Origin of the sequence: Halorhodospira halophila, assembly GCF_016653405.1 — a bacterium.
In the GTDB taxonomy this organism is placed as follows: Bacteria; Pseudomonadota; Gammaproteobacteria; order Nitrococcales; family Halorhodospiraceae; genus Halorhodospira; species Halorhodospira halophila_A.
The window spans coordinates 1-18,738 of sequence record NZ_NHSN01000002.1 but is presented as its reverse complement, the minus strand read 5'-3'; the positions used below and the strand labels follow the sequence as shown (position 1 = coordinate 18,738).

General features: G+C 67.1%; 18 protein-coding genes. 11 read left to right on the top strand and 7 right to left on the bottom strand.

Going from position 1 to position 18,738, the window contains the following annotated elements; all coding sequences use genetic code 11:
- Nucleotides 1-72: 72 nt before the first annotated feature.
- Both CCR79_RS00750 and CCR79_RS00745 read right to left on the bottom strand, forming a co-directional pair.
- Nucleotides 73-1,221: an ABC transporter substrate-binding protein gene (locus tag CCR79_RS00750; protein ID WP_242510762.1), complete on the bottom strand. Its 1,149-nt coding sequence runs from the start codon at nt 1,219-1,221 to the stop codon at nt 73-75.
- A 220-nt stretch (nt 1,222-1,441) separates the two neighbouring features.
- Entirely contained in the window at nt 1,442-1,660 is a 219-nt protein-coding gene (locus CCR79_RS00745; RefSeq protein WP_201167496.1) for a helix-turn-helix domain-containing protein, read from the bottom strand.
- 192 nt (nt 1,661-1,852) lie between these two features.
- On the opposite strand from CCR79_RS00745, the gene CCR79_RS00740 reads away from it, so the two are divergent.
- From CCR79_RS00740 to trpD, 4 genes are all read left to right on the top strand, one after another.
- Complete coding sequence (locus tag CCR79_RS00740; protein ID WP_201167494.1) at nt 1,853-3,145, top strand: ATP-grasp domain-containing protein; 1,293 nt, start codon at nt 1,853-1,855, stop codon at nt 3,143-3,145.
- A gap of 134 nt (nt 3,146-3,279) precedes the next feature.
- Nucleotides 3,280-4,338, top strand: a complete 1,059-nt coding sequence (gene lpxD / locus CCR79_RS00735) for a UDP-3-O-(3-hydroxymyristoyl)glucosamine N-acyltransferase (protein ID WP_201167491.1) — start codon at nt 3,280-3,282, stop codon at nt 4,336-4,338.
- A 42-nt stretch (nt 4,339-4,380) separates the two neighbouring features.
- Complete coding sequence (locus tag CCR79_RS00730; RefSeq protein ID WP_201167488.1) at nt 4,381-5,367, top strand: alcohol dehydrogenase catalytic domain-containing protein; 987 nt, start codon at nt 4,381-4,383, stop codon at nt 5,365-5,367.
- 26 nt (nt 5,368-5,393) lie between these two features.
- Nucleotides 5,394-6,476 carry an anthranilate phosphoribosyltransferase gene (trpD, locus tag CCR79_RS00725; RefSeq protein ID WP_201167486.1) on the top strand — a complete coding sequence of 361 codons (1,083 nt, stop codon included), beginning with the start codon at nt 5,394-5,396 and terminating at the stop codon, nt 6,474-6,476.
- A 51-nt stretch (nt 6,477-6,527) separates the two neighbouring features.
- On the opposite strand, the gene CCR79_RS00720 is transcribed toward trpD, so the two are convergent.
- Both CCR79_RS00720 and CCR79_RS00715 read right to left on the bottom strand, forming a co-directional pair.
- Nucleotides 6,528-7,040, bottom strand: a complete 513-nt coding sequence (locus CCR79_RS00720) for a DsbE family thiol:disulfide interchange protein (RefSeq protein WP_201167483.1) — start codon at nt 7,038-7,040, stop codon at nt 6,528-6,530.
- A 103-nt stretch (nt 7,041-7,143) separates the two neighbouring features.
- Entirely contained in the window at nt 7,144-8,766 is a 1,623-nt protein-coding gene (locus tag CCR79_RS00715; protein WP_201167480.1) for an alpha/beta hydrolase, read from the bottom strand.
- A 210-nt stretch (nt 8,767-8,976) separates the two neighbouring features.
- On the opposite strand from CCR79_RS00715, the gene CCR79_RS00710 reads away from it, so the two are divergent.
- The 4 genes from CCR79_RS00710 (at nt 8,977) to CCR79_RS00695 (ending at nt 11,878) form a co-directional block, all read left to right on the top strand.
- Nucleotides 8,977-9,414 carry an NfeD family protein gene (locus CCR79_RS00710; protein WP_201167477.1) on the top strand — a complete coding sequence of 146 codons (438 nt, stop codon included), beginning with the start codon at nt 8,977-8,979 and terminating at the stop codon, nt 9,412-9,414.
- Nucleotides 9,415-9,559: 145 nt separating this feature from the next.
- Nucleotides 9,560-10,762, top strand: coding sequence for a Na/Pi symporter (locus tag CCR79_RS00705; RefSeq protein WP_201167474.1), 1,203 nt, complete (start codon nt 9,560-9,562; stop codon nt 10,760-10,762).
- Between the two features lie 21 nt (nt 10,763-10,783).
- On the top strand, nt 10,784-11,464 hold the full coding sequence (locus CCR79_RS00700) for a phosphate signaling complex PhoU family protein (RefSeq protein WP_201167471.1): 681 nt from the start codon (nt 10,784-10,786) through the stop codon (nt 11,462-11,464).
- 99 nt (nt 11,465-11,563) lie between these two features.
- Nucleotides 11,564-11,878, top strand: coding sequence for a hypothetical protein (locus CCR79_RS00695; RefSeq protein ID WP_201167469.1), 315 nt, complete (start codon nt 11,564-11,566; stop codon nt 11,876-11,878).
- Here CCR79_RS00695 and CCR79_RS00690 read toward each other — a convergent pair.
- Nucleotides 11,875-13,512: a glycerol-3-phosphate dehydrogenase/oxidase gene (locus CCR79_RS00690; protein WP_201167466.1), complete on the bottom strand. Its 1,638-nt coding sequence runs from the start codon at nt 13,510-13,512 to the stop codon at nt 11,875-11,877. The genes CCR79_RS00695 and CCR79_RS00690 overlap by 4 nt on opposite strands.
- Before the next feature lie 180 nt (nt 13,513-13,692).
- Here CCR79_RS00690 and glpK point away from each other — a divergent pair, with 180 nt between their 5' ends.
- The 3 genes from glpK to CCR79_RS00675 are packed head-to-tail and all read left to right on the top strand — an operon-like array spanning nt 13,693 to nt 17,293.
- Nucleotides 13,693-15,189 (top strand): glycerol kinase GlpK, encoded by a 1,497-nt coding sequence (gene glpK / locus CCR79_RS00685; protein ID WP_201167464.1) that lies wholly within the window; start codon nt 13,693-13,695, stop codon nt 15,187-15,189.
- Between the two features lie 59 nt (nt 15,190-15,248).
- Nucleotides 15,249-16,856: a BCCT family transporter gene (locus CCR79_RS00680; protein ID WP_207189755.1), complete on the top strand. Its 1,608-nt coding sequence runs from the start codon at nt 15,249-15,251 to the stop codon at nt 16,854-16,856.
- On the top strand, nt 16,853-17,293 hold the full coding sequence (locus tag CCR79_RS00675; RefSeq protein WP_201167444.1) for a hypothetical protein: 441 nt from the start codon (nt 16,853-16,855) through the stop codon (nt 17,291-17,293). The genes CCR79_RS00680 and CCR79_RS00675 overlap by 4 nt, the downstream gene beginning before the upstream one ends.
- A 6-nt stretch (nt 17,294-17,299) precedes the next feature.
- Here CCR79_RS00675 and CCR79_RS00670 read toward each other — a convergent pair whose 3' ends face one another.
- The gene (locus CCR79_RS00670; RefSeq protein WP_201167441.1) at nt 17,300-17,956 is read right to left on the bottom strand and encodes an ArsR/SmtB family transcription factor; all 657 of its coding nucleotides are present in this window, start codon (nt 17,954-17,956) and stop codon (nt 17,300-17,302) included.
- Between the two features lie 117 nt (nt 17,957-18,073).
- Entirely contained in the window at nt 18,074-18,421 is a 348-nt protein-coding gene (locus CCR79_RS00665) for a carboxymuconolactone decarboxylase family protein (protein WP_201167428.1), read from the bottom strand.
- Nucleotides 18,422-18,738 lie beyond the last annotated feature (317 nt).

The window sequence follows — 18,738 nt, the reverse complement described above, 5'->3', positions numbered from 1 at the left end:
GCCCCGCTGCGGGCCGCCTGCCGGGCGATGGTGCTGGTTGCTACCTGAGAGAGTCGAGCTGCCTGCACCGGCTCACGACCCCGACTGGTCGGCGAACCACTGCTTGATCTCGTTCTCGACGTCGCCGGCCCACTCGTAGTCCGTGAACTCGTAAGGGGTCACACGGTCGAGAAACTCGTTCGGCGGCAGCAGCTCGTTGGGATCGGCGCCTTCGACCAGCGGCACGAAGTACTTGTTGCGGTGCTCGATCTGGGTGAGATAGGTCTGGGTGTCCGCCTCGAGCATCCACTCGATGAAGGCCCGGGCGTCATCGGCCACGGTGGTGTCGGCGCTGATCCCGGTGGCGCGGGCGGCCCCGGGGGTGCCCTCCGCGGGGTAGACGATCTCGATGTCGGCGTCCTTCTCCACCTCGCCGTAGGTGTTCGGCTCCTCAAGGCCGGCGACGCAGATGTCCCCGGCCGCCAGGGCTTCGGCCACCGGGCTGTTGGAGCGGTACATGCGGACCCCGTTGTCGAAAACGTCCTCCCAGAAGGCGTAGCCGTCGTCCATGCTCTCCTCGAAGAACCAGGACACGTAGGGGTAGGCCGGGCCCGAGATGGCCGGGTCGGGCATGCCGACCTTGCCCTCGAAGGCCGGGTCGCGCAGGGCATCCCAGCCGAGTTCCTCGACCCGCTCCGTGTCGGCGCAGTTCGGGTTGTAGACCAGGAGCGCCGGGGCGTTGACGGTGACCGGCCACCACGCCGCATCCGGGTCCTGGTCGTAGATCTGGCGGCCCAGGTCGTTGTAGCGAGCCGCGTTGTCCGGCTGCCAGCCATCGTCGAGGAGCTGTCCCTCCTGGTAGAGGCGGTTCACGCTGCCGTGGCCCTGGACGTAGACCACGTCCCACTGCGGGTTGGCGCGCTCCGCCTCGATGCGGGCGAGGATCTCGCCGCCGCTCATGTCCACGATCTGGACCGGGATCCCGGTGTCGTCGGTAAACCGCTCGGCGATGGCATCGCCGTGGTCGTGGAGGTAGACGGTGAGCACGTCGTCGCGCAGCTCGACCTGACCGGCGTCCACGTCATCGGCATCGATCGCGCCGGTCGGGACGTCCTCGTCGCCGGAGCAGCCCGCCGTCATCAGGATACCTCCGGCGATGAGGGCGAGCACGGCGCTGCGCGTGCCCGGGCTGGGAAGGCCGATGCGGGCGGCATCGTGCCGGGAGGTTTGGGGTCGACTCATGGCGCACCTGTTCAGTTGCGGTGGGAACAGTGCGGCAGTATGGGAGCCGCTTGTTGCGGTTCGGTTACGGCCGGATAACGGTGGGAAGACGTTGCGGTTGCGGGCTGTTTGCACGCGGGCACAGACGGCGCGCGGCGTATGCCGGCGCTAGGGGCAGGGGGTGCTGTGAGGAGAGGGGTGAGCGGCGGACAGCCGTATCGTCCGCCCTGCGCGGGTCAGATCAGAGTGCTGCCCGCTGGGGTTTGACTTGGCGGGGCTCTGCGGGGTAGCCATGAGTCGGGTGCTTACGGCGGGCAGCCGGATACACCGGGGCCGTCAGCCACGTTCGCAGCGATTGCGGGTGGATCGCCAGCTCGTCGGCGATCTGCTCGATCGTCCAGCCGTGCCGGTACATGCGCAGCGCGGTGTGGTAAAGCTCCGTGGGGCTCTTGCGGGCCATTGTCGAATCTCCTTTGAGTGCGTTTCGTGTCGATCTATTCAGATTAGACGGCAGCCTGGCAGTCTGCCGTGACGTGGCGATGCCGTTCGCGTGACATTTGCATGACGGGCGGTTCCGGGCGGGCCCGGTCCGCTATCCTCAGCGAGGCGCGCGAAACCGTGCTGGCGATCTTGGTTGCAGGGGGAAACCGATATGAAGTTCGGCGTTATCAATCCTCAGCCCTACATGGAGCCGGCGCTGGCGGAGCTGGAGCAGGAACATGAGGTGGTGCGTCTCCACCCTGAGCACTGGAGCGAAGGTGAAATCAGCTCCACGGCGCGGTTCTGCCGGGAGCAGGGGGTCGTGGCTGTCGCCGGGTTCGCGCAGAAGGACGCCTTCCACCATCTGCTCATCAATGAGCGCCTGGGCAACCCAGTCCCTTCGCGGGTGGCTTTCTTCTACTGCATGAACAAGTACCTGATGCGGACCCTGGAGCGGGATGCCTTCTTCTACGCCCCGGTCGACCCGCTTCAGGAGAGCGATGAACAGATCGCCGCACGAATCCCGGCGCACGAGTGGCCCTTCATGCTGAAGAACACCTCGCTGTCGCTCGGCCGGGGGATCTTCCGTATCGCCAACCTGGAGGAGTTGCGCCGGGTGCTGGCCGATTACCGGCAGGACCGGGAGCTGCAGCGGGCGCTGGCGCGGCAGTGTGCGGCCTACCTCGAGGGGGTGGCACCGCAGCAGGTGCCGGCGCTGGCACCCCCCTTCGTGGCCGAGCATCTGGTGGATATGAGCCGCGCCACGGAATACTGCTACGAGGGCTATGTCACCGCCGATGGCCAGGTTGTCCACTACGGCCTGACCGAGGAGATCTACTTCTCCAACCATCAGGCGCTCGGCTACCTGACGCCGCCGGTATCGATCAGCCGGGACATGGCCGACACCATCGAGGCGTGGGTCTCCGCCTACATGCAGCGACTGGCCGCTCTCGGGTACCGCAACCAGTTCTTCAATCTGGAGTTCTGGGTGATGCCAGACGGCTCGCTGCACCTGACCGAGATCAACCCGCGAGCGGCTCACAGTTACCACTACAACTACCGCTACTCCTTCGGTAGTTCGCTCTATGCGGACAATCTACTCCTCGCCGCTGGCCAGCGGCCGGCTCGTCCCACGCCTTGGGATCAGTGGCGCGCGGGGGCGCCGCACCGATTCACGCTCATCGTGCTGATCACCGCCCGGGAGCCGGGCCGGGTGGGGGATATCCTCGATTACGATTACGTGGATGCACTGGAGGCCGAGCAGGGCGTCCTGATCCGTCATGTGCGCCAACGCGACGAGGTCATCCGAGAGGCGGAACTGTCCGCCGCAGGCGTGATGCTCCAGCAGCTGTGGATCACCGGTGACAGCTCGATGGAGATCATCGCGCGGGAACGCGAGATTCGCTCGCGCATCTACCGCAACCCGCAGGACGCCGTTGGCTATCCGCCCTTCTGGCGGATCTGATCGGAGCCGGCTGGAGGCCGGGCAACCCGTTCGGTTACGATCCCTCGGCTACAGTGGGGGGCCGGGGCGCGTGCGGGGATCCGGGATGGGCCCGGTCGGGGCCGGCTCCGCGAACACCGCCGCCAGGAGGAAGCATGACCAGCGCCATGACCATCCAGGAACTCGCCGCGCGGGTCGGCGCTCGGGTGGCCGGTGACGGGGACCGCCCGGTCCGCCGTGCCGCCACGCTGCTCGGGGCCGGGGATGATGCCGTAGCCTTCTGCACCAGCCAGCGCCACTTGAGCGACCTGCGCCGCTGCGCCGCGGCGGCCGTGCTGGTGCGCGCCGAATACGAGAGCGAGTGCCCGGTCACCGCGCTGGTGGTGGGCGACCCCTACCTGGCCTTCATCGACGCGGTGGAGCTTCTACATCCCGAGGCGCCGGCGCCGACGGGGGTCCAGTCCGGTGCCGTGGTCTCGTCGGAGGCTGTGCTGGAAGACGGGGTCAGTGTCGGTCCCAACGCGGTGGTCGAGGCCGGGGCGATGCTCGGCGCGGGCAGTACAGTGGCTCCGGGAGCCTTCGTCGGAGCCGCGGCCCGGCTGGGGGCGGGCGGCTGGCTCGGTCCCAATGCGGTGCTCGGTGGCGGGTGTCGCACCGGTGAACGGGTGCGTATCCATGCCGGAGCGGTGATCGGTGCCGATGGCTTCGGTTATGCCCCTCTGCCCGATGGCAAGGGGTGGCGCAAGGTTCCGCAGATCGGCGCGGTCGAAATCGGCGATGACGTTGAGATCGGTGCCAATGCCACGGTGGACCGCGGGGCGCTTGAGGACACGGTCATCGAGGCCGGGGTCAAGCTCGATGACCACGTCCACATCGCCCACAACTGCCGCGTGGGTGCCCGTACCGTCATCGCTGGCGCCGCAGTCGTTGCGGGCAGCACCATCATCGGACGGGATTGCATGATTGGCGGGCTGGTCGCGATCACCGACAACATCCGCATCGCCGACGGCGTCTCTCTGATGGGGATGACCGGGGTCACCGGATCGATTCGGGAGCCCGGCGCCTACGCCTCGCCGCTGCCGGCGCAACCGGTCCGGCAGTGGCGACGCAACACGGTTCGTTTTACGCAGCTCGACAGCCTCTTCCGTCGTGTCCAGGCACTGGAGGGGCATCGCGGTGGGGCCGCCGAGGAGGGCGGGGGCAGCGATGACTGACCGGTGCCGGCGTCGATGTTGGCGTGCAGTGGCTTGATGCCGGTGCGGGCACTGCGACTCGAGGCGCCGGGGCAGGCGCGGATCGTCGAACAGGCGCTGCCGGCGGATACGGCGGAGGAGGTCGTGCTGCACGTCCTCGCTGCCGCGATCTGTCGGACGGATGCACGCATGTGGCAGTCCGGACATCGAGATCTGGTGTTGCCCCGTGTCCTCGGGCATGAGCTGTGTGTCCGCGGCGAGGATGGGCGTCGCTATGCGGTCTGGCCCGGGGCGAGCTGTGGCCGCTGTCAGGCCTGCCGGTCTGGCGCCGAGAACCTCTGCCGGGCAGTGGCGGTTCTCGGGTTCCATCGTGATGGGGGCATTGCGCAGCGGGTGCGCGTTCCGCGTAGCAGCCTGGTGCCGGTACCGGGGGAGGTGCCGGATGCCGTGGTCTGTCTGGCCGAGCCGCTGGGCTGCGGCGTCAACGCGCTGAACCAGGCCGGGGTCGAGGCGGGGGAGCGGGTGTTGATCCACGGTGGCGGGCCAGTAGGGCTGCTGCTGGCGCTGGCGGCCCGAGCGCGGGGCGCCCAACCGCTGGTTGTGGAGGTCGATGCGGAGAAAGCCGCACTGAGCAGTCGCTTCCAGTCCCTGAGCGGCGTGGTGGTCACGCGGGAGGAGCCCGGGTATGGCTGGGACGTGGCCATCAACGCCACTTCGTCGAGCCACGCCCTGTGTGCGGGGCTTCAGCGGTTGCGCTCCGGGGGGCGATACGTCGTTTTCAGCGGCCTGCGGCAGGAGGCCGGTAGGAATGATCTTTCGCGCCTGAACGAGGTGCACTATCGGCAGCTGCATCTGGTGGGGGCTTTCGGGTGCACGCACGCCTCAGTAACGGAGGCGGTGGACCTGTTGGCCGGGTACCGGAAGGCGGCCGGGGCGCTGATCGAGGCGGTGATATCCCTGGAAGAGAGCCCGGACGCCCTGCGTCGAGTGGGGCAGGGGGGTGTTCTGCGTTTTGTCGTGCGCCCGGAGGGGGCCGGTTACCAGGCTTGAAAGGCAACCGCTACAGGGAATCAGTTATGTCCAGTGAAGAAGAAGCACTGCGGGGCTTCGGAAAGATAATCAGCCGGCTGGCCCGTGGGGAGGAGCTGTCCCGGGAAGAGGCTGCGGACGCTTATCGGCAGGTCATCCTGAACGAGCAGCCCGAGCTCCAGCAGGGCGCCTTCTTGGCGGCCCATCAGGCCCGGGGACCCACTACCGAGGAGTTTTCCGGGGCCTGGGATGCCCTCGATGCCCACGATACGGTGAAGATTCACCCGCGGGTGGACGGCCCTGTGGGCGACATCGTCGGCACTGGCTCCGACTCCCTGAAGACGGTCAACGCATCGACCCCTGCGGCCCTGATCGCCGCCGCCTGTGGATTACCGGTGGCCAAGAAGGGGGCGCGACTGGTCACCGGGGTATCCGGCGCATCCGACGTCCTAGAGCGCCTCGGCGTAGACCTGGAGGCCCCGATGGCGCGGGCCGAGGCCTGCCTGGAGGCCCACGGCATTGGCTATTTGCCCGGCGAGGCGTTCCTGCGGTCTGGATGGGCGCGGCTGATCCAGCGCATGCGCTTTACGTCGGCGTTCAACATTGTCGGCCCGCTGGCCATGCCTTGTGCCCGTACCAGTCATATCGTGATCGGGGCCTATTCGCCCGGGGTGTGCGATCAGCTGGTGGCGATCCTGCGCGAGATCGGTATGCAGGCGGCGCTGGCCCCATTCGGTCGAGCCGAAGGCGAGGATCCGCGGTTCGGCATGGATGAAGTCTCGCCCTGCGGCCCGACGCGGCTCGTGCAGCTCAAGGCTGGGCGGATCGACACGTTCGAGGTGACCCCGGCGGATTTCGGGCTACCGACGCGGCCGCTGGCACAGATCGCCAGCAGTAATCGCGCCGAGGATAACGCGCAGCGCATCCTGGCGACCCTTGAAGGCCGCTACGATACGCCGGAGGCCGATTTCTTCGCCATGAATGCGGCCGCGTTGCTCTGGCTCGCCGACCGGGCCCCAAGCCCGGCACGGGCCACGGAACAGGCCAAGGAGGCACTGGCCACCGGGGGCGCACTCAGGAAGCTCGACGCGCTGCGTCGCGTCCAGGGAGGGGTCGGGGCGGTGGCGTAAGTGGGTGGCGCTGGGCCACGGCCATCCGCGGCCGTGGCCCAGCGCTGCGGTTCAATCAACCAGCGAGAGGATCTCCTCTTCCACCACCTCCTCATCGAGCGGCCCGATCTCCTTGTAGGTGATGGTGCCGTCCTCATCCAGTACGTAGGTCTCCGGGGTGGCGTAGACGCCCCACTCCATACCTGCCTCGCCCTCGGGGTCGTGGGCGATGCGATCGTAGGGATCACCGCGCACCCGGAGATACTGCAGGGCCTGCGCGCGGTCGTCGCGGTAGTTAAAGGCGTAGACCTTGACCCCGTGCTCCGAGAGGCGCTCAAGGTGGGGGAAGTCCTCGTGGCAGACCGGGCAGGTGGATCCCCACACGTGGACGACAGCCACGTCGCCGACGAAATCCTCATGGGTGATCGTCTCGTCCCCATCGTGGAGGTCTTCCAGCTCGAAAGGCGGTGCCTGTTCGCCGACCAGGGGCGAGGGCAGCTCCTCGGAGTCCATGCCCAGGCCGACGTAGAGTAGACCCAGTACCGGCAGGGCGATGGCCAGCGGGATGAGGATGCGCTTGAGCATAGGTAACCTCTCTAAGGTATTCAAAAATATTCATTAAAAGGCGATCCACCCTTGCCTGGCAAGTGGACCGGAACGCCACCGCGGGGTTCCCCGGGCGCTGCCTTCAGCCGCCCAGATGCTGGCGTAGCTGATCCAGATCGTCGCTGTCCCAGCTCTCCGGCTCGGTGAGATCAACCCAGGCGTCGATGTAGTCCTCTACTGCGTAGGTGTGTCCGTAGCCGGCTGGGGCGCCGCCGGCGGCCATGTCCGCGGCCAGCTGAAGCATGGTCACCACCGGGTACCAGCGCAGCTCCGAAGAGACGTCCGGCCCGCGGGGCTCACTCATCCAGTCGGGTTCCCGGTAAAGGATGCTTGGGCTGAAGAAGGTGATCGGATCGCTGGCGTATTGCAGGAAGGCAATCCGGAATGGTCCCCATTCCTCGCCGGTGGCATCGAGCCGGGTCTCCTGATTCATGAAGCGGACCACCTCACCATCACGGAACTCCGGCAGCCAGGCCGGCGATCCCTCATCGCGGCGCTCGGTGACGGTTCGCCAGGTCTCGCTGCGAAACGGGGGACCGCTCCAGAGGGCGCCGTCGAAGGGGTCCTGGATGATATCGAAGACGTCGAAGGCGCGATCGGAGTTGAGGGCACCCAGGCTTAGTCCGTGGAGATAGAGCGCCGGGCGCTCATCCTCCGGCAGCGTCCGCCAGTGTCCGTAGACGGCCTCGAACAGGGCCCGGGCCATCTCCGCCCCGTATCCCCCCTCCACCATCAGGGCCAGCGGGCTGGGCAGGTAGGAGTACTGCGCGGTGACCGTGGCAATGTCCCCGCGGTGGAGGTACTCCACCGGGTCGGCGGCCGCCGGGTCGATCCAGCCGGTTCCGGTGGGTGTGGCGAGGACCAGCACCGACCGTTCGAAGGCGTCAGTGCGGTGAAGCTCCTGAAGGGCAAGCCGGGCGCGCTCCTCGGGCGTCTCAGCGGCGTTCAGGCCGATATAGATGCGGATGGGCGTGGGGGTCGGCTTATCGATAAACGACTCGAGCTCCGTCGCCGTGGGGCCCGAGGAGACGAAGCTGCGGCCCTGACGGCCGAGATCCTTCCAGTCGACGAACGAGTCCGGGCTGCCTGCGCGTTCGGATTCACTCGGACGCTCCTGATCCGCCTCGATGAGGGCGTCGACCTGCTGGTAGGAGCTGTCGGCAGCGCGCAGGGCCATGGTGAACAGCACGCCGTCGATCACCGCCCAGAACAGGCCCACGGCGACCACGACCCCGGCCAGTTGCGACACCCGGCGGGGGATGTAACGCTGCAGGCGCTGGGACAGGAAGCGGAAGGTCCCACGGAAGAGCCGGGCCAGGAGCAGGGCGGCGGCAAAGACCAGCAAGGCAACCAGCGCGGCACCGATCGGTGGCAGCCCGCCGGCCGGTTCCAGCTCCATCTGTGCGCGCACCGCATCCTGCCAGCCGGCCGCGCGCCACATGAAGGTGACCGCGACCAGGGCGCAACCGGCCACGGCCAGCCAGCGCACCATGCGCTCGAGCCGCCCGCGCAGCTCGGGGAGTTGCAGGTAGTGCCACAGCCCGCTCATCCCGGCACCAATGGCGTATCCCGCGGTCAGGGACAGGCCGGAGATGGCGCCCTGGAAGGCGAAGGGGCGGGGGACCAGGCTCGGGGTCAGCGAGAAGGCAAAGAACAGGGTGCCGAGCAGCAGGCCGACAGTGGATAAGGGGCCGATCAGTCGCATCAAAGACCTTCGTTGATGAGCCAGGGAATAGAGCCGGCGTCCGGTTTCGGCCGCTCAGGATAGCGTACCCCGGGGTGGGTGCGGCTAGCCGGCGAAAAAATCGCCACCTGCCGCAGGTCCGCACGGGATCGGGGCGGGGCAGGGTTTTCCACAGGGCCTTCCACAGTTTTTGTGGATTAGACTGAAAGTGGCCGCGAGCTGGAGGTGTGCATGTTCGACCCATCCTGGATCTGGCTGGCCGGCGGCATCCTGCTACTCGTGACAGCGGCTCTCTTCGGTGGTCACCTGTTCCTGGTGGATCTGGCCGTGGCCGCCTTCGTTCTGGCGGTGGTGACGTCAGTGAAGGCGGACATGGCCGTCTCTCACCAGCTGCTGATCTATCTGGTCACCACACTGATCCTCCTGCCGACCGGTTACCGCCTTGCGCAGCGTTTTGCCGGGGCCTACGCCCACCGGATGGTCGCCCCGGCCGATGCCTATGCAGGACGATGCGGTGTCCTGGTTCGGCGGGGGCAGGGGATCGGAGTGCTGGTCGATGACGAGGTCTTCCCCGCGCGCGGGGCCGACGGGCAGGAGCTGCGTCCGGGCGATCGGGTGCGTATCGAGCGGATGGTGGGGATCACCGCCTGGGTGCGCCCCTCGGGGTGACCCTGGGCAGGGCGCTCGGCCTATTGGCTGCAATGAAACTGTAACTTGACTGTCATGAGCCGGGTGGGCAGCTTACGGTTCGCCCGGCCGCGGGGCTTCGCGGTGCGTGCCGGGTGACCGTTCTGGACACAGGGGCGATCAGCTGATGGCACAAGGCAAATCAGCCTCCGCTGCCGGGGTGGACCCGGCAGTCGTCCGGCATCGTGAGGTGCCGGCCTGGCTGCGCGGGGTCTATGCCGGGCTCTGTCTGTACCTCTTCCTGGCCGCGCTGAACGTCATCGGCAGCGGGCTGGGGACTTTCGGCGAGGCCAGCGACTTCTTCGTCCGCGCCTTCGAATATGGCGAGAACCCGTTCATCGCGCTACTCGGTGCCGTGCTGGTCACGGCCATCGTGCAGAGTTCATCGTTCACGACGGCGCTGATCGTCACCTTGGTGGCGACCGGCGAGATGACCCTGGGCACGGCGGTGTTCGCCATCATGGGCGCGAACATCGGCACCTCGGTCACCGCCCTCCTCGTGGCGCTGGCGAATATGCGGATCCGCCGGACCTTCCGGCGCTCGTTCACTGCGGCGCTGCTCCACGACTTCTTCAACATCCTCACGGTTGCCGTGCTCTTCCCGCTGGAGTGGGTGACCTCGGCTCTCGCCGAGAGTGGCCGGGGCGTGATCACCCAGACCGCTGCCTGGCTTGCCGAGTTGGTCGGTCTGCCGGAAGTGGCGCGACCGGACAGCCCGGTGGGGGTGGTGACCGCGCCGATCGTGGCCGTGTTCGAGTCGGGCGGGAGTGCGCTGGCGTCGACCGGGGGCACGGAGGGCCTGCTGGTGGCTGCCGGCGGCCTGGTGCTCATGTTCTTCGCCCTGGTGCTCATGGTGAAGAATCTCCGCGGGGCCCTGCTGCGGCACATGGACGGTCTGTTCCGTAGCTATTTCTTCCGCACGGATCCGCGCTCCTACGGGATCGGGGCGATCTCCACGGTAATGGTCCAGTCCAGCACGATTACCACGAGTCTGATGGTTCCCCTGGCCGGCGCCGGTGTGGTGCCCATGCGGCGGGTCCTGCCGTTCATGATGGGCTCGAATCTCGGGACCACCGCGACCAGTGTCCTGGCTGCTACGGCCAACCCCGTCTCGGCGGCGCTGACCGTGGCCTTCGTGCACGTGCTGTTCAATCTGTTGGGCACGGCGATCTGGTATCCGTTACGCTATATACCGATCCGCATGGCCAGCTGGTACGGCCGCCTGGCCGGGCGCAGCATGCCGTACGCGTTCCTGTTCCTGTTCTTGGTATTCTTGGTGCTGCCGCTTGTCGGGCTGGCAGTCACCGAGGTGTTGCTCATTCACCGTTAAACGCTCCCACCGGAGATGGCGATGTTCCGCGAAATCCTCAGTGCCTTTGCCCGAGAGACGGCCGTCGACCGTGCCTTTGCGGAGCTGGAAGCCATGCTCCAGGACGGGGCGTGGATGTTCGAGCGGGCCAACGAGGTGCTGCACAGTCGGGTACCGGCGGAAAAGGCCGAGGACGCGATCTATGAGCGGGATCGGCGGATCAACGCCCGCGAGCGCTCGGTCCGCCGCAAGCTCCTCCGCCACCTGACGGTGAACCCCGGCTACGATGTCCCCGTTTGTCTGGCGCTACTGAGTGTCTCCAGGGATGCGGAGCGCATCGGCGACTACTGCAAGAACGTCTTTGAAATCGGGCGCTTCTACACACGGGGCTTCCACGTTGCGAAGTACCACCAGCCCCTGGAGGAGATCGAAGGGGAGTTAGGCGGGATTTTTCGCACGTTGGCCTCGGCGTGCCGGGATCCGGACCAGCAGGAGGCCGCCCGTGAGCGCCGCGAGCAGGCGCGGGACATCCAGCGCCGCTGCGATCAGCTCATCGAGGAGCTGTTCGAGGACGAGGGCGAGATCGAATTCCACGAGGCGGTGGCGTATTCGCTGCTCGCTCGCCACTACAAGCGTGTGGCCGCGCACCTGACCAACATCGCCAGTGCGGTGCTCGGCGAGCTGGCCGAGCTGGACTTCGAGCCGGGAACCGGGGGCGACTGATATCCCCCCTGTACCGCCTTCCCGGCCGTGGCCGGGACCGGCTGAGGCCGCTATGATGGGGACCGTTCCGTCCGGTTCAGCGAGAAGGGACGCGCTGCCATGGCCGACCACGGTCTGACCCTACTGCTGCTGATCTTCCTGGCCCACGTTGCCGCCTTCGGCGCGGCCGGGCTGCGCCGGCGCGAGCCTTACTACGCCGCCACGGTTCTGACCTTCACGATCCTCAGTGCATCGGTGGCCGTGCGCCTCTATGCACCGGGGTGGAGCGTGACGGACCATCTACCGCTCTACGAGCTGCTGCGCTGGCTTGCCCTGCCGGCTGCTGCCGTCTCCATCATCTGGACCGTGCTGCGCGTCCGGGCTCGCCGGGCCCAGCAGCGGGCCGCCGCCGAGCAGGCCCGGCCGATCCGCTAGGGTGCCGAGGCGGTCGTCTGCGGGCAGAACCGGCCGATGTAGGTGCGGAATCCTTCCGCCTCTGCTGCCACACGGTCACGGTCCCACCCGAGGTGCGCTCCGGCGATACACGCCGCGCTATCCACCGCATCCAGCCCCGCCGCCGGTCCCAGACCGACCATCGTGCGACGCATCAGGGCGTCGGTGAGCGTCTCGGACATCTCCGTCTCGAAAGCGTGGATCAGCTCCGCGGCGACGGCCCCAGTCTGCGGGCTGAACACCTCCTGCAGTCGAGGGTCCGCGCTCATGCGTGCAGCGATCTGCTCGGCCTTGACGCCGTAGAGCGCCGCCAGGCGTTGGGCCAGCACCGGGGTTAGCCCATGGGCTGCCGCTAGGCGGCGCCGAAACGTCTCCAGGTCCGGGGTCGCAGCTCCCGGGAGAGGCCGCCGGCGCGTCGGGCACGGGGGCAGCTGCCAGCCGCGGGACCGGCCGATCCGCTCCACTGCTTCCTCGGCCAGGTGGCGGTACGTGGTGAGTTTGCCGCCAATCACCGACCACAGCCCTGGCGCCTGATCCTCGTGGTCGACGATCAGGTGGCGCCGGGTAATTGCCCCTGTTTCTCCGGCGGCGACGTGGGGTAGGGGGCGCACACCGCTGTAGGCGTACAGTACCTGGCTGCGCTCGAGCCCTGCATCCGGCAGGAGCCGGTTGGTCTCATCGAGGAGGTAGCGGATTTCGTCCTCGGTGGGGGCTGCGGTCCCGGGGTCTGCATCGTAGCGGGTATCGGTGGTACCGATCAGATAGAGCCCGTTCCAGGGCAGTGTGAAGTAGGGGCGCCCATCCTCTCGGGCCTCGGCATAGAGCGCGTGGCCCGGAGCACCGGGGAAGGGGGGGACGACGATGTGCGTGCCTTTGGTGCCGCCGATGCGCCGCGGGAACTCGGGTGCGGTGGCCTCAAGGAGGTGGTCGACCCACGGGCCGGCGACATTGATCACCGATGCGCTTCGCGCCCTGGCGGTTTCGCCGGTGAGCTGGTCCTCGATCTCGACCCCGGTGACACGACCCGTGGCCGCTTCCCGTTGCACCCGCCGCGCCCGGGCGTGGGTATAGACCGTGGCTCCGTGGGCACGGGCGCAGAGGAGATTCTCCAGGGTCAGCCGCTCCGGGTAAGCGACTTGGGCGTCGTAATAGCGCGCGGCGCCGAGTAGGCCCTGCTCGGCCAGGCCTGGTTCGACGGCACGGACTGTGGCGCGGTCGTACATGCGGTGGCAAGGCAGGCTTTTGTCCAAGGATAGGAAGTCGTAGGCGAGCATGCCCAGGCGCACCATTCCGGGGCCCCGCCGCTGGCCGGCGTAGAGAGGGATGAGCAGGGGCAGGGGCGTGACCAGGTGGGGGGCGGTGCGCAGCAGGATCTCGCGATCGCGCAGAGACTCCCGGACCAGCCCGATCTCGCCGTGTTCGAGGTAGCGCAGCCCGCCGTGGACCAGGCGGCTGTTCCAGGCGGAGGTGGCACCGCCGATATCGTCCTGTTCCAGGACCAGTACCCGGAGTCCGCGCAGCGCTGCGTCCCGGGCGATGCCGGCGCCATTGATCCCGGCGCCAATGACGATCAGGTCGTAGGGGTGTTCGAGCTCCGCGGGGATCCGTCCACTCATCGGGCTGGCTCATCGGTTGCAGCGTGGGAATCTGGTTCCACCAGCGTGAACCCTAGCAAGAAAGCGCACAGCAGCGGCAAAGTCTCGCGAGCCTCTTTGCAATCGTCGGCCGGGCAGAGATGATCGGGGCAGCGGCCCGCGCTGAAAGCAGGCCGGGGGACGCAGCGAAGGAGTCGAACCATGCAGCAGCGCTACATCCTGGCCCTGGATCAGGGCACCACCAGCTGCCGTGCGATTCTCTTTGATCAGCGGGCGCAGATCGTGGGCGTCGCGCAGAAGGAGCTGACGCAGTATTACCCGCACCCGGGCTGGGTGGAACACGACGCCATGGAGATCTGGGGCGCGCAGATGGGGGTGGTGCGGGAAGTTCTCGAGGTGCATGGGGTCAAGCCGGCCGAACTCCACGCCATCGGGATCACCAACCAGCGCGAGACCACCGTGATCTGGGATCGCCACACGGGGCGCCCGATTCACAATGCGATCGTCTGGCAGGACCGACGCACGGCCGCCCTGTGCGAGTCGCTCAAGGAGCGCGATCTGGAGCGGAAAGTGCGTGACACCACCGGCCTGGTGATCGATGCCTACTTCTCGGGCACCAAGATCCGCTGGTTGCTCGACAATGTCGCGGGAGCACGCGAACGAGCCGAGCAGGGTGAGCTGCTGTTCGGCACCATGGATACCTGGCTGGTCTGGAATCTGACCCGCGGGGCATGCCACGTCACCGACTACAGCAACGCCTCGCGCACCATGCTCTACGACATCCATCGCCTGGCCTGGGACGACGAACTGCTTGAGGCGCTGGCGATCCCGCGGACGCTGCTGCCGGAGGTGCGCCCCTCCTGTGGGCATTTCGGGACCACGGACCCGGATATGCTCGGCGGAGCGCAGATCCCCATTGCCGGCATCGCCGGAGATCAGCAGGCGGCACTGTTCGGGCAGGCCTGCTTCGAGCCGGGCATGGCCAAGAACACTTACGGCACCGGCTGTTTCCTGCTGATGCATACCGGTGAGCAACCCGCGGTCTCGGAGTCGGGCCTGCTCACCACCATCGCCTGGGGCATTGACGGTCGGGTGGAGTACGCCCTCGAGGGGGCGATCTTCATCGCCGGCGCCGCCATCCAGTGGCTGCGCGACGAGTTGAAGCTGATCGACTCGGCGGAGGATTCGGAGTACTTCGCCGGCAAGGTGCCAGACGCCGGTGGGGTCTACGTCGTACCGGCTTTCGCTGGGCTCGGTGCCCCGTACTGGGACATGTACGCCCGGGGCGCGATCTTCGGGCTGACGCGGGGGACGCGGAAGGAGCATGTCACCCGCGCGACCCTGGATGCGCTGGCCTATCAGACCCGGGACGTGATCGATGCCATGGGGCGTGACTCCGGGCTGCCGCTCAAGGCGCTCCGAGTCGACGGCGGGGCCGTGGCCAACAACGTGCTGATGCAGTTCCAGGCCGATGTGCTGGGGGTGCGGGTGGAGCGGCCCGAGATCACCGAAACCACCGCCCTCGGAGCCGCTTACCTGGCGGGTATTAACGCGGGCGTCTGGGATCAGGGGAGCGTGGCCCGCCAGGTCGCCTTGGAGCGGGTCTTCGAACCGTCGATGGCGGAGGAGGAACGTGATCGACTCTACAGCGGTTGGCAAAAGGCTGTGCGCCGGAGCATGGACTGGGAGCGAACGTAGCATGACCGCCCCCCCGCGCGTCCGTCGGGGTGGTCGATCCGCGTCCCTTGGGTGGGTATATGTATCCTAGGGTCTTTCTGCCGGCAGCAGCCCTGGTGGTGACCCTGGTGGTGGCCGCCGCCGTCTGGACCGAGGCGATGGGTGATGGGATCGCCCGGCTGCAGACGTTCATTGCCGTCGAGCTGGGCTGGGTCTACACCGGTGTCGTTGCGTTCCTACTCGGTTTCGTTTTGGTGGTGCTGCTGCGTCCTGATTTCCGCAGGCTGCGTCTGGGGCCGCCCGACTCCTATCCGGAGTACAGCTACCTGTCGTGGTTCGCCATGCTCTTCTCGGCGGGTATGGGCATCGGCCTGCTGTTCTACAGCGTTGCCGAACCGCTGATGCACTTCGCCGATCCGCCCCGGGCCGAGCCGGGTACGCCGGATGCGGCCCTCGAGGCGCTGCAGATCACTTTCTTCCACTGGGGTTTGCACCCTTGGGCGATCTACATCATCGTCGCGCTCTCGCTGGCGTTTTTCTCCTACCGCCACGACTTGCCGTTGTCTCTTCGCTCGGCGCTCTACCCGCTGCTCGGACAGCGTATACACGGCGTCATTGGCGATCTGGTCGACACCATGGCGGTGGTGGGGACCGTGCTCGGAGTGGCGACATCCCTGGGGTTGGGGGTTATGCAGGTCAACTCCGGATTGGCACGGGTCGGGCTGCTGGAGGAGTCACTGACGCACCAGATCGGGCTGATCATCGCCATCATGGGGGCGGCGACCATCTCCGTGGTCAGCGGATTGAACAACGGGATCCGTCTTCTCTCACGCGCCAATCTGTTCCTCGGTGCGGCGCTGATGTTGTTCGTGCTGATCGCCGGGCCGACCCGGCTGGTCCTGGCCGGCTTTTTTGAATCCCTCGGCCACTATGTGGACGGCCTCGTGGAGCTGACCTTCCGGACCGACGCGTTTCGGAGCCCCGACTGGCAGGCCGACTGGACGCTGTTCTACTGGGGGTGGTGGATCTCGTGGTGTCCGTTCGTGGGCATGTTCATCGCCCGGGTCTCCCGCGGGCGGACGGTGGGGGAGTTCATCCTCGGCGTGTTGTTGGTACCGACGCTGTTCACCTTCGTCTGGCTGACCGCCTTCGGCGCGGGTGCACTGCATCTGGATCAGGCCGGCGCCGGCATCGCGGCAGTGGTACAGGAGAGCGTGCCGCAGGCGCTCTACGCCATGCTCGAGGCGCTGCCCCTGGCGGCGATCACGGTTCCACTGGCTACCGCCGTGGTGGTGGGCTATTTCGTGACGTCGGCAGACTCGGGGGCGCTGGTCATGAATGTCCTGGCCTCCGGCGGCAACCCCAATCCGCCGCTGCTGCAGAAGATCTTCTGGAGCACCATGACCGGTGCCGTGGCCGCGGTGCTGTTGATCGCCGGCGGGCTACAGGCCTTGCAAACAGTCACCATTGCGGCGGCGCTGCCGTTGTCACTGATCCTTCTGCTCATGGCCTGGGGGCTGTGGGCGGCGTTCCGTGCCGATGCGCAGCAGTCGGACATGATCAGCCCCATCCCCGAGCCGAAGCTAGAACGGCTGTTCCGCTATCTGGATGAGCGCCGGCGGCGGCGCCGTGGATGGCCGCCGCGGGGCAGCTCGGACACTCCGCAGACAAGGACGAAACGTCAATGAGACGCTGGCTGAGAAAGCTCCTCAAAAGCGGCGAACCCCAGATGGCCGATGCCGAGGCGGCGCAAGCACAGCTCCGTGACGCCGAGCAACAACTCGAGCAAAGCTTCCGGGAGGCGGTGCTACCCGGCTTGTGGCGGGCCCGCGACACCCTGATCGCCGAGGGGTTTGCCGCCCTTGTCGAGCACAACGAGCACTGGGCCAGATTGATGGTCGCAACCGACTCGGAGGGAAGCTGCGTCTACACCGTGGAGGGCCGCCTCTATCACAAGCCGTCCTTTGCGTTCCCTGCGCTGCACGGGGACACGGCGCGGCCGCAGTATCCGGTCCTGCACCTGGAGTGTCAGGGGCAGGTACGCGAATGGCGCCCGGAGCAGGTGGATGCCGAGACCGTGGCGGCCGACGCCGAGGGCGAGTGCCGCAAGTGGTTGAACTGGTAAACCCTCTTATTGAACCGGGAGCCCCTCGGCCTTCCACTCCGGGAAGCCTTGGTTGAGCCGGGTTGCGTCAACGCCTTGGCGGCGCAGTCGGCGCACGGCGTCGCGAGCCAGGGCGCAGAACGGTCCCCGGCAGTAGGCGACCACCTGTTGCTCGGCGGGCAAGTCTTGGAGCCGGGCCTCGAGTTCATCCAGGGGTACGTTGATGGCGCCCGGCAAGTGTCCGGAGGCGTACTCCTCGGGCGGGCGGACGTCGATCAAAGTGACTTCGTTACGCTGCAGGCGCTCAAGGAGCTCCGCCGACGAGAGTGTGTCCAGGTCCTGGTGGTCCTCGAAGTACTGCGCAATCAGCTGATTGACCTCGGCTATGTTGCGCTCGGCCACCCGGCGCAGGGTCGACATCAGGGTCAAAACCTCCTCGTCGGCGAGCGCGTAGTAGACGTACTTACCCTCTTTGCGGGCGGTCACCAGGCCGGCGCGCCGGAGCTGCTGCAGATGTTGCGAGACGCTGCCCACGGGCAGCTGGGTCAACTGCGTCAGGGCCTCGACGCTGCGTTCCCGCTGCGCAACTAGCTCGAGCAGTTCCAGGCGGTATTCGTGTCCCACCGCCTTGGCGATGACCGCGAACTGCTCGAGCACGCGACGTTTGGGGATTTGCTGTTCCATGGATTCCAGGCTGCACTCCGGTGTGCCGTACGGTAGGGAGCAAGTGGTCTTCCCTACCGTACGGCGTGGTTTTGATGCTTATCAAGCGCTCCCTTTTGGAGTGGACTTTTTACCGCACTAACGATCCGCGGCGAACTGGTCGAAGGCCTCTAGGGCCTGGGCCCCGTAGGTCATCGAGGGACCGCCGCCCATGTAGACCGAGACACCGATCATCTCGAGGATCTCGTCGCGGGTGGCGCCATGCTTGGCCGCGGCCTTAGTGTGGAAGGCGATACAACCGTCACAACGGGTCGCCACACTGATCGCGACCGCGATCAATTCCTTGGTCTTGGGCGAGAGCGCCCCGTCGGCGGTCGCGGCCTGGGCGATGGCCGAGAACCCCTTGGCAACATCTGGCTGGCCCTTGCGGACCTCCTTGAACAGCGCGGAGAGTTCGTCGGCGGTGCTGGCCCAATCCTTGTACATGGGTGGATCCTCTTGGTTGCGGTCGTGGAAACGGCAAGGTTACGGCGCGATTTTACATGGATCGATAGAACTGCATCGATAGTGTGTCGGGGTAGCCCCGACGGGTAGAGGCGGCGAGGGGGCCAAGGACGGGGCAGGTGGTCGGGATGAGCAGCTGGTCCCGTCTCAGGGCTGCTATCATCGCTGCACCCAGTCCGATGCGTGAAGGAATTGGTGTACCGGTAATGAGCGAGACACGTGGACAGCGGGGCCGAGCCCTTTTGGGGCTGGTGGCCGTGGTGGCAGCGGCGGCAGGGGGGATTGTTGCCGGGGCGGAG

Excerpts from the sequence above, each read along its gene's own strand:
- CCR79_RS00750 (WP_242510762.1), bottom strand. The coding sequence starts at position 1,221 with ATGAGTCGACCCCAAACCTCCCGGCACGATGCCGCCCGCATCGGCCTT.
- CCR79_RS00745 (WP_201167496.1), bottom strand. The coding sequence starts at position 1,660 with ATGGCCCGCAAGAGCCCCACGGAGCTTTACCACACCGCGCTGCGCATG.
- CCR79_RS00740 (WP_201167494.1), top strand. The coding sequence starts at position 1,853 with ATGAAGTTCGGCGTTATCAATCCTCAGCCCTACATGGAGCCGGCGCTG.
- lpxD (WP_201167491.1), top strand. The coding sequence starts at position 3,280 with ATGACCAGCGCCATGACCATCCAGGAACTCGCCGCGCGGGTCGGCGCT.
- trpD (WP_201167486.1), top strand. The coding sequence starts at position 5,394 with ATGTCCAGTGAAGAAGAAGCACTGCGGGGCTTCGGAAAGATAATCAGC.
- CCR79_RS00720 (WP_201167483.1), bottom strand. The coding sequence starts at position 7,040 with ATGCTCAAGCGCATCCTCATCCCGCTGGCCATCGCCCTGCCGGTACTG.
- CCR79_RS00715 (WP_201167480.1), bottom strand. The coding sequence starts at position 8,766 with ATGCGACTGATCGGCCCCTTATCCACTGTCGGCCTGCTGCTCGGCACC.
- CCR79_RS00710 (WP_201167477.1), top strand. The coding sequence starts at position 8,977 with ATGTTCGACCCATCCTGGATCTGGCTGGCCGGCGGCATCCTGCTACTC.
- CCR79_RS00705 (WP_201167474.1), top strand. The coding sequence starts at position 9,560 with ATGGCACAAGGCAAATCAGCCTCCGCTGCCGGGGTGGACCCGGCAGTC.
- CCR79_RS00700 (WP_201167471.1), top strand. The coding sequence starts at position 10,784 with ATGTTCCGCGAAATCCTCAGTGCCTTTGCCCGAGAGACGGCCGTCGAC.
- CCR79_RS00695 (WP_201167469.1), top strand. The coding sequence starts at position 11,564 with ATGGCCGACCACGGTCTGACCCTACTGCTGCTGATCTTCCTGGCCCAC.
- CCR79_RS00690 (WP_201167466.1), bottom strand. The coding sequence starts at position 13,512 with ATGAGTGGACGGATCCCCGCGGAGCTCGAACACCCCTACGACCTGATC.
- glpK (WP_201167464.1), top strand. The coding sequence starts at position 13,693 with ATGCAGCAGCGCTACATCCTGGCCCTGGATCAGGGCACCACCAGCTGC.
- CCR79_RS00680 (WP_207189755.1), top strand. The coding sequence starts at position 15,249 with ATGTATCCTAGGGTCTTTCTGCCGGCAGCAGCCCTGGTGGTGACCCTG.
- CCR79_RS00675 (WP_201167444.1), top strand. The coding sequence starts at position 16,853 with ATGAGACGCTGGCTGAGAAAGCTCCTCAAAAGCGGCGAACCCCAGATG.
- CCR79_RS00670 (WP_201167441.1), bottom strand. The coding sequence starts at position 17,956 with ATGGAACAGCAAATCCCCAAACGTCGCGTGCTCGAGCAGTTCGCGGTC.
- CCR79_RS00665 (WP_201167428.1), bottom strand. The coding sequence starts at position 18,421 with ATGTACAAGGATTGGGCCAGCACCGCCGACGAACTCTCCGCGCTGTTC.